Source organism: Pseudostreptobacillus sp. (assembly GCF_977040545.1).
In genome coordinates this window covers 1-10,201 of record NZ_CDRRBS010000033.1, presented here as the reverse complement: position 1 = coordinate 10,201, position 10,201 = coordinate 1, and the positions used below count along the sequence as shown (strand labels likewise).

8 protein-coding genes are annotated in these 10,201 nt (G+C 23.3%); all 8 read right to left on the bottom strand.

Annotated features, from left to right (window positions below):
* The coding region (locus tag ACWYO2_RS02935) for a hypothetical protein (protein ID WP_455515003.1) at positions 1 to 3,475 on the bottom strand (3,475 nt) is incomplete at its 3' end.
* 14 nt (positions 3,476 to 3,489) lie between these two features.
* Positions 3,490 to 4,185, bottom strand: a complete 696-nt coding sequence (rsmG, locus tag ACWYO2_RS02930) for a 16S rRNA (guanine(527)-N(7))-methyltransferase RsmG (RefSeq protein WP_455515002.1) — start codon at positions 4,183 to 4,185, stop codon at positions 3,490 to 3,492.
* Positions 4,175 to 6,067, bottom strand: a complete 1,893-nt coding sequence (gene mrdA / locus ACWYO2_RS02925; protein ID WP_455515001.1) for a penicillin-binding protein 2 — start codon at positions 6,065 to 6,067, stop codon at positions 4,175 to 4,177. The genes rsmG and mrdA overlap by 11 nt, the downstream gene beginning before the upstream one ends.
* A gap of 2 nt (positions 6,068 to 6,069) precedes the next feature.
* Entirely contained in the window at positions 6,070 to 6,375 is a 306-nt protein-coding gene (gene rsfS / locus ACWYO2_RS02920; RefSeq protein ID WP_455515000.1) for a ribosome silencing factor, read from the bottom strand.
* A gap of 8 nt (positions 6,376 to 6,383) precedes the next feature.
* On the bottom strand, positions 6,384 to 7,082 hold the full coding sequence (locus ACWYO2_RS02915; protein ID WP_455514999.1) for an RsmE family RNA methyltransferase: 699 nt from the start codon (positions 7,080 to 7,082) through the stop codon (positions 6,384 to 6,386).
* A 6-nt stretch (positions 7,083 to 7,088) separates the two neighbouring features.
* Positions 7,089 to 8,069, bottom strand: a complete 981-nt coding sequence (gene ruvB, locus ACWYO2_RS02910; protein WP_455515004.1) for a Holliday junction branch migration DNA helicase RuvB — start codon at positions 8,067 to 8,069, stop codon at positions 7,089 to 7,091.
* A gap of 39 nt (positions 8,070 to 8,108) precedes the next feature.
* Positions 8,109 to 8,666 (bottom strand): hypothetical protein, encoded by a 558-nt coding sequence (locus ACWYO2_RS02905; protein ID WP_455514998.1) that lies wholly within the window; start codon positions 8,664 to 8,666, stop codon positions 8,109 to 8,111.
* Between the two features lie 71 nt (positions 8,667 to 8,737).
* The coding region (gene glyS / locus ACWYO2_RS02900) for a glycine--tRNA ligase subunit beta (RefSeq protein WP_455514997.1) at positions 8,738 to 10,201 on the bottom strand (1,464 nt) is incomplete at its 5' end.

The following is a 10,201-nucleotide window of genomic DNA, read 5'->3' as shown; positions in this document are numbered from 1 at the left end:
TAATATTATTATAGCTTAAATCATTTAATTTAACACTACCTTCTAAATTAATATCATGTATATTACCATTTAATTTTAAATCTGTTTCTACATTAAGTCCTATATTTTTATTTCCTATTATTTCATTTATATTTTTTTCTTTAGCATTCAAATTTAAATCAAACATATTATTAGATAAATTATATGTTCCATTAATTAAATAATCTCTAACTTTAAGATTATCTATATTTAATATACTTTTATTTATATTACTTTCTAATTTTAAAATTCCAACTTGATTTTTACCTATAAATATTGGAGAATCTTCTATTTTTAAATTACCTTTTAGATTATTTAGTTCTCCTTCTAAATTTATAGCTAAATTTGTAATATATATATTAGTATCCATAGAATTTGTAGTATACAAATTATATCCTTTTAATTTAAGATCTAAATTAGCATACTTATCTTTTAAATTATATCTACCCTTAGCGCTTAATTTATCATTACTAAAGTTTAATACATTTATTTCATTTCTATCAACTTCTAAATTTGTTTTTACATCAGTTAATCTTTGATAATTATACCATAATTCATCAAAATTTACACTTAAATCAATCTTAGAATTTAATATATTTTTAGTTTCTCCTTTTATATACATTTTTTCATACTCAATATTAGAATATTGCCCATATTCACTACTTGCCTCAAAATTTGCAGCTATATTAGTACCTTTACCTCTTAATCCTACTTTAAAATCATATATTAAATTTTTATCTTTTATATCTGTTTCATTAAGCATATCTATATTTTTCAAGAAAGAAACTACATTAATACTTTGTCCTTCTAATTTATATCTATGTTCCAAACTTTTATTAGTAGTTCCTTCTAAATTAACTACTCCACCATTTGTATAAATTTTAGATACTATATTATATCCAATATCATCTATATTAATAGAGGCATTTAACTTATCATAATATTTTCCATTAGGCATATCCGAATCTATATTTATCAATCCTGAACTTAAAGATTTAGAATTCATATTATAAACTAAATCTTTTACACTTGCATTTAAATTTATTAAATTACCTTTATATAACAAAGCTTGATTTTCTATTTTATCTATATTTATATTAAATATTCCATTGTTATTAGTTGCACTAATACCAACATCAAGTAATCTTTTTTCTCCACTTAAATCATTTAGTAACTCTGAACTTACTTTATCTAAAAGACCATATTTTTTTATTAAATTAAATATATCAATTGATTCTGAATGAATTCTATATTTATGAGTCATATCTTTTGTTGTAACACCTGATACATAGACATGACTATCATCTACTAACATATTTGCATTAATATTATACCCTTTATCATTTATATCTATATTAGCTCTTACATTATCAAAATATTTAGAATATAGATCATCTGCATTTAAATATATATTACCATTTATTATTTTTTTATCTCTAGTTGAGTAAACTAATTTAGAAATATTAGGATTTATATTATATACTTGATTGTTGTATATAACAGGAATTTTTGAATTTGTAGTTAAATCTAATATTATATTACCATTAACATATTTAGCATATACATCACCATTAATGTTTATATATTCACTCTTTAAGTTTTCTAAATTTTTTATCCCTATATTCTTAGCATAATTCAATAAATTAAATTTAGTTAAAGTTAAATTATACCTATTACTTAAATCATTATATGTAATTCCATCAAGATAAATATTACCACTACTCGTATAAATATTTGATTTTATTTTATATCCTCCATTTAATACATCTAAATTTAAGCCTATATTATTAAAATATTTACTTCCTATTCCTAATATATCAGCACTAATATTACCTTTAGTAAATTTAGATAAACTATATTTCCAAATAGCATCTTTTATATAAAGATTTTTAATATTATATCTTGAAGAATTTAAATTAATTCCTATATTATTGAAATTAAGATTTAAAGTTATGCTTTTATCTTCAACATCAAAATTTATATTAGAATTAAGTTGTGAGCTTATTAACTTAGCATTAACTTTTTTATTATCTTTTATAGTAAATTCTCCGTTAATATCTGATAAATTTATAACCTTAGATAAATTTTTAAATTTTAAATTACCCTTACCGTCATGTTTTTTTATATCATATTCCATATTTAATGATGTAGATAGATTTAACTTATTACCAAATATATTCTTTTCTATATTTGCATTTTTCTTAGTATTTATACTTATCAAATTATTTTGTTTCAGTCCAAGATTTACATCAAGATTTTTAAAATCTACACCAAATGTTTCTATTTTATTTGTTTTTATATTTCCTTTAAAATCAATTAAATCAACATCTCCATTTTTAATTAAAAGCTCTGCTAATATATTACCTTTAATCAAATCTGAATTTGCTTTAAGATTAAATTTTTTAACTAGATTATACTTATTAAGTGTTTTATAATAAACATCACTAAAACTAGTGTCAATAGATAATTCTGAATTTTTGGGGCTAAATTTAAGGCCAAGTTCCAAACTACCTCCATCTATATTATTAGTTTTAGCTTTAAGATCTATATTATTATTAATTATCTCAACATTTCCATTAACGTTTTTTACAATATCATCATAATCTTTATAAAAAACTGAAGCATTTGATATTTTCAAATCTCCATAAGTTGATAAACCATAATCAGAAAATTCAAGTGCAATATCTCCGTTTAATTTTCCATTTCTAAAATTTATCATATCATATATAGGAATATATTGAGATAATTTTTTATTTATATCAAAATTCTCAAAATCAAAATTTACAGTCAACTTATTTTCATCTAATTTTTTTCTTGATTTTAAAGAAAACATATCAAATATATTTTTTTTCATATTTATTCTATCAAATAATATACCTATATTTATTTTTTCTTTTTCACCACTATTTGCTCCTATAGATTCTCCAATAGTTCTTAAATCAAGATTATATTGTATACCAGTATGCAAAACACCTGAAACATTATTGAATTTTTTCTCTATCTTATCATTATATGAATTATCAATAAAATCTAAATTTATATTCTTATATTCTAATTTTCCTATATTACTACTTTTCTTATATACTCTTTCTCCATTTAAAAGTATATTATTTAAATTAATATCTCCCCCGTTTCTTTCTATCAAAATATAACCATCATCTAAATACACATATCTTATTCTACTTGGAGTAAATAAATTAAAAATAATAGTTGCATTTTTAGCTTTTATAACCTCTTTTTTATCTTGTGTTTTAACAACAAGATCTTTTATTTCAAATTTAGTTAATCCAGTTAAGTGTAAATCGGAAAAATCTACATTAATTCTAGCTACATCATTGATTATAAAATGTATATGTGATTTAAATATATTTGAATTAATATATACTTTAAAACATGTAACTATTGCAAAAAGAGAGATTAAAATTTTTCCTGTTCTTTTTATAGTTTTATTTAACATAGATTTTCTCCTTTCTATAATGGTTTTTTACCAGGTATACCCACTGCTCTTGGATATATTTTATTTGTTTTACTCTTCTTTACTATTTCTAAAATTATTCTTTCATCTCTAGATATTGGAAGTCTAAAATTATATATATTTATAATTTCTGAATTTAAAGTTTTTAAAGCATTTTTTGATTCTTCTAATTCATTAACATTTAATTTTTGAGGAAGAAATCTTCCATGCACCTTTAAAAATGGTATTAAATATTCAAGTATTATTCTTAAATTAGCAACTCCTCTACAAAGTGCAACATCAAATTTCTCTCTATTATCTTTTATCAATTCTTCAGCTCTTTCTGTACTTGTTTTAACATTTTTTAATCCTATTTTTTCTATAACAGTATTTATAAAAGAAATCTTTTTTTTAACTGAATCTACTAACAAAAAATTTTTATCTGGATATACTATACTAAGAACAAGTCCAGGAAACCCAGCACCTGTTCCTATATCTATTATATTTTTTTCATCTTCTCTTATTATTTTAGTGAGTAATAATGAATCTATAAAATGCTTTTCAAGTATAGATTCTTCTTCTCTTATTGCAGTCAAATTCATTACCTTATTAGTCTCTATAAGTAAATCCAAATACTTAATCAAATTTTCTATTTGTTTTTCATTCAATACTATATCTGAAATTTTCAAATATTCTTCTAATTTATTTTTCATTTAATACTTCCTTATCTTCACTTTTAGAATAATATTTTTGTATAAAGTCATAGACTCTATTACCTGCCTCAACTGAACCATATCCCCCATTTTCAACAAGTGCAACAAAGGCAATTTGAGGATTTTCACTAGGGAAATAACCTGCCATCCAAGAATGGTCTAATACTTTAGAATTTTGTGCTGTCCCAGTTTTTGCAGAAACTTGCACATTTAACTTTAATAAATTTTTTGCTGTACCATTTGTAATTGTTTGTCTTAATCCTTTTTTTATAGCATTTATTGTTGATTGCTTTATTCCTAAATTTCTTAACTTTTCTGTTTCTTTATATTCTCTAATTCCATCTTGACTTTCAAAATATTCTACAAAAGAAGGTTTTAACATATCTCCGTTATTAGCTATAGCTTGATACATCATAACAACTTGTATCGGAGTCATTAACATATATCCTTGACCTATAGACATATTAATCAAATCTCCAGTCAACCATTTTTGACTTCTTGGATCTGCGAATTTTGTTTTTTTCCATTCAGGTGTAGGTAGAACTCCTGATAATTCTCCTGGTATATCTATTTCTGTCAATTCACCTATACCAAATCTTTTGGCTATATCTAAAAAATTATTTAATCCTACATTTAAAATATTAGTATAAAAATATGTATTTACTGAATCGGCAATAGCTTTATAGAAATTTGTTATTCCATATCCTCCTCTATGAGCATCTCTAAAAGTTACTTTACCATAAGTAAATTCTCCAGTAGAGTTTATAGTAGATTCAGGTGAAATTCCTGATTCAAGTATAGCTGCACCACTAGCAACTTTAGCGGTAGACCCCGGAGGAAATAATCCTGCTATTCCCCTATTTAATAAAGGCTTTCTTTTAGAATTTACTAATTCTTCCCATTTAGATTTACTTATTCTTGAACTAAGTAAATTAAGATCTATTTCAGGATAACTTATATATGTTAATATTTTACCAGTCTTTATATCAACAGCTATAAATGTTCCAAATTCACCCTTAAATTTTTCAGTCATATATTTTTGTAATTCATAATCAATAGATAAATATATATTTTTTCCTGGTGTTGGTTTTTCTTCATCTAATAAATTTAATACATTGCCTCTTGCATCAACTTCAACATATTGATTACCAGACTTACCTTTCATAACCATATCATAATATTTTTCTATACCATCTTTACCTATTAAATCATTTTTCTCATACCCTTTTTCTTTTAAATTATCATATTCTTTTTGATTTATTAATTTAACATTTCCTATAATATGAGATGCAAGTTCATTATTTGGATAATACCTTTTATTATACTCTACTATATCTATTCTACTATTAGTTATCTTCTCTACATTAACAAAGGCAATTTGAGGATTTAAATCTTCTTCTATTATTATAGATTTCTCAAAACCTTCAGGCAATACTCTATAAAATATATCTACTACATCATCGTATTCTTGACCTGATATTTTTATCATCTCTAATATATCATTATATAGTTCCATCAATTTTTTTCTAGTTTTTTCTGAACTTTTTGATAAAATATTATTAATTTCAAATTCATTTTTATTATACATAGATTTTAATAATTTTACTTCTTCTTCAGAAATATTTTGACTATTTTTATGAACTAAATAATATCCTGTTGTATTTGTTGCAAGTAAAACGCCATTTTTATCATATATTCTACCTCTTACAGGTTTTATAATATTACTACGTAATCCATTTCTTGATGCTTTATTATCATATTCTTCACCTTTTACTATTTGAAGAAAATAAAGTCTTGCTATCAATAGAAAAAAGATGAAAGAAAGAAAGATAATAAATAAATTTACTCTTTTATTATTGTCTTCTTTATCTAATATTCTCATATCTATATACTTTCATAAAATTTATCTATTTCATAATATTCTCTAGATTCTTTAGTAAATACATTTACTATAACATCCCCTCCATCTATTAATACCCAATTAGACTCTTCTTGTCCTTCTATATTTCTTACAATTTCCATATTCTTTTTTAAATCTTGAACTATTGCATCAACATTTCTAGTTGATGAACCTGTACATATTATTGAATAATCAAAGAAAGGAGATTTTCCTTTTAAATCATATACTCTAATATCTAATCCTTTTTTATCTTCTATTACATCAATTATATCTTTTACTATATTTTCCATAATTCTCCTTAAATTAAATTTATTATCATTCCACTAAGTACAATAGCTGCCGTTTCTGCTCTCAATATTCTTTTACCTAAACTAACTTCTATTGCACCACAATTTTTCAAAAAATTAACTTCCTCTAAACTAAAACCACCTTCAGGTCCTACTATACATAAAATTTTTTTATCTGAATTATTAACTATATCCTTAATTTTAAAACTACTATCACTGCTCTCATAAGCATAAATTATTTTATCATATTCATTAAATTTAATATTTTTTAATTCTATTATTTCTGATATATCAGTTTTTTTTACTGCTCTACATTGCTTCATACTCTCTTTAATTATTGTGTCCCATTTATCTTTCTTATCATCTATTTTAACAACAACTCTTTCTGAATTAAATGGAATTATTTTATTTACACCTACTTCAGTTAATTTTTGTATAAGTAACTTCATTTTCTCATTTTTAAGAATACCTATAGCTAAATCTAAATTAATATCTAAACTATAATTATCTTCATTTTTTTCTAAAATTTTTAATTCTACTAAATTTTTTGATATACTTAAAATTTCTGATATATATTCAAAATTATAGTCTATAACTCTTATCTTATCCCCAACTTTTAGTCTATATACATTTTTAATATGATTTATTTCTGTTTTATCAAATATTTCAATAATTTCACCATTAACATTATCTGCTATAGTTGTAAGCATAATACCTCACTTCTTATATTTTTCAAGTCTCATATGTTTATATGCTATATCCGTTGCCTCACGACCACGCATACCTATTTTTATCAATCCTAACTGTATAAGATATGGTTCATAAACTTCTTCTATTGTTTTTCTATCTTCACTTAAATTAGTTGAAAGAGTTTCTATACCTACGGGTCCTCCTGAGTAATTTATAATTATAGCACGTAGAAGATTTCTGTCCATATCATCTAATCCTCTTTCATCTATTTTTAGTATTCTTATAACTTCTGCCATTATTGTATCATTTATTGTCCCATCTCCATTTACAATAGCATAATCTCTTGCTCTTTTAAGAATTCTATTTGCAAGTCTAGGAGTTCCTCTACTTCTAAGAGCTATATCTCTTAATGCAGTTTTAGTACAATTAACACCTAATATATTAGCAGATCTTTCTATTATTTTCATAAGCTCTTCTGTATTATAAAAAACCATTCTATATTGTATACCAAATCTATCTTTAAAAGGCTTAGATAATTTCCCTGCCATAGTTGTTGCCCCAATTAAAGTAAATCTTTTAAGTTCTACTCTATAACTAGTTGCACCATGACCTTTACCTATCATAATATCAACTTTAAAATCTTCCATAGCTGAATATAATATTTCTTCTATATTTGTACTTAATCTATGGATTTCATCTATAAATAATATATCTCCATCTTCAAGTGTTGTAAGTATAGACACTAAATCTCCAGCTTTTTCAAGTACAGGTCCTGAAGTTATTTTTATATTCGTCCCCATTTCATTTGCTATTACTGTAGCCATTGTAGTCTTCCCAAGACCTGGAGGTCCAAATAGTAATATATGATCTAATGCTTCATTTCTAATCTTTGACGCTTTAATAGAAACTTCCAAAGTTTCTTTCAAATCTTCCTGACCTATATATGTTCCAAAATCTTTTGGCCTTAAATTATTTATTTCTTGATTTGATTCAAAATCTTCAATCATTTCTCCTAAATCTACAAATCTATTTTCCACAATTCCTCCCTAATCAAGCTCTATCTCAATAATACTGTTATAAACTTTAGAAGTATCAGAATTAATATATTCTCCATCTATATCTTTTCCAAATATATCTATTTTTTTTTCAGAATATTCTATTATCTCATTTTTAAATTTTATAAATTTATCTAAATTGTCATTTTTTTCTACAAATATATTATTTATATAATTTGTACTATTTTGAGCAAGATTTAATATATTTTCTTTTATTTTTCCAGATAAATCTATGCTTAATTTTCTATTTAATAAACTATTAGAATCTTTTATATTATACTCAAAATTTTCAAGAACATTTATAGGTGAAAATAAATGTCTAATATTAATATCATTTGAATTTATAACACTATTATCAAAACTAGTCGCTTCTGATAATATTGTATTCCCACTTAAAATCGGTTTATAATCTCTTTTATCTATACTTTCTAAATGTGAACCATATTTATCAATTATTTCAGCATCTTCATATATATTTACTTTTCTATTTATATCAATAGGAGTAGTAACTACTCCAAACAATAAAGATATATATATCAATTTTTTCATTACTCCTCCTATCATATATTTTAACCCAAATTTCAATTTTTTATATTTATTTATTATTTGATTAATCTTAGTTATTTAACTTCTATTACTTCATCAAGTTTATTAACTATTTTATCAACTAAAGCTAATCTATTATTTCTAATATTTTCATCACTATCATTTATTATTACATTTTCAAAGAAATTATTTATTATATCCTTATGTTCTAATAATATATTAATATCTTCTATATTCCCTTTTAATTTAGACGTAATTTCATATAAATTTTTCTCTTCTTTTTTATTAAATAAACTAACATTAACTTCTTTATCAATATTTTTAGAAATATTTTTAAGCCGTTTAATTAAATTTATCAATATTTCAAAATCATCAGTTTTAGATAATTTTTCTAAATATTCAATTTTAGAAACAAGATTTATAATCTTACTTTCTTTATTTATTTGATAAGAAATTAAGTTTTTAGAAAATCTAGTTTGAAGTTGAGCTTCAAGTCTTAATTTAAAGAAATCAACTACATTTTTAACCGTATTTTCATTCAACACTTTTTTATCACTACTAAATATTTCATAAGCCTTATTTATCAATTTAATATAGTCAAAATTTAACCCTGAATTTATAGCCGTTAAAACTATACCTTGAGTTGCACGTCTTAGAGCATAAGGATCTTTAGAACTTGTAGGTATTAGTCCTACTGCAAAACACCCAATAACAGTATCAAGTTTATCTGATATAGAAGCTATAGCACCTTCCATTGTTTCTGGTAACATATCTCCTTGATATCTAGGTAAATAATGTTCAAATATACCTTTAGATACATTTTCCTTTTCACCTTCATGTTTTGCATAAACAGATCCCATAAATCCTTGAAGTTTTGTAAATTCTTTTTCACTTATAACATTAGATACAAGGTCTGCTTTAGCTAAATATATTGTTCTTAAAATATCTTCTTCATTAGAAAGTGATAAATCATCTATTAAATACTTAGCAATTTTTGTACTTCTTTCTATTTTATCAAATATAGTTCCCATATCCTTTTGGAATGTAACTTGTTTTAATTTTTCAACCATATCATCTAACTTAATTTTTAAATCTTCATCAAAAAAGAATTTAGCATCTGATAATCTAGGTTCTATAACTTTTTCATTACCCTTTTTAACAAGTTCTGAAAATTCAGGTGCATTTCTAATAAGTATAAATTTATTAACTAAATTACCATTAGAATCTTTAACTGGGAAATATCTTTGATGCGTTTCCATTGTTATTGTTATTATATCTTCAGGTAATTTTAAATAATCTTTATTAAATTCTCCTTTAATAGCAAAAGGATATTCAACTAAATTATATACCTCATCTAATAAATAATCATTAATTATGGCTTTATCTCCATCATTTTCACAATTATTTTTCACACTATCAATAACCATTTGACGTCTTTTGATTGGATCTACAACTACATATTCTTTAAGTAATTCAGATTCATACTTACTTGAATCAGATATCAATATATCTTGATTTCCATAAAGTCTCATCCCACG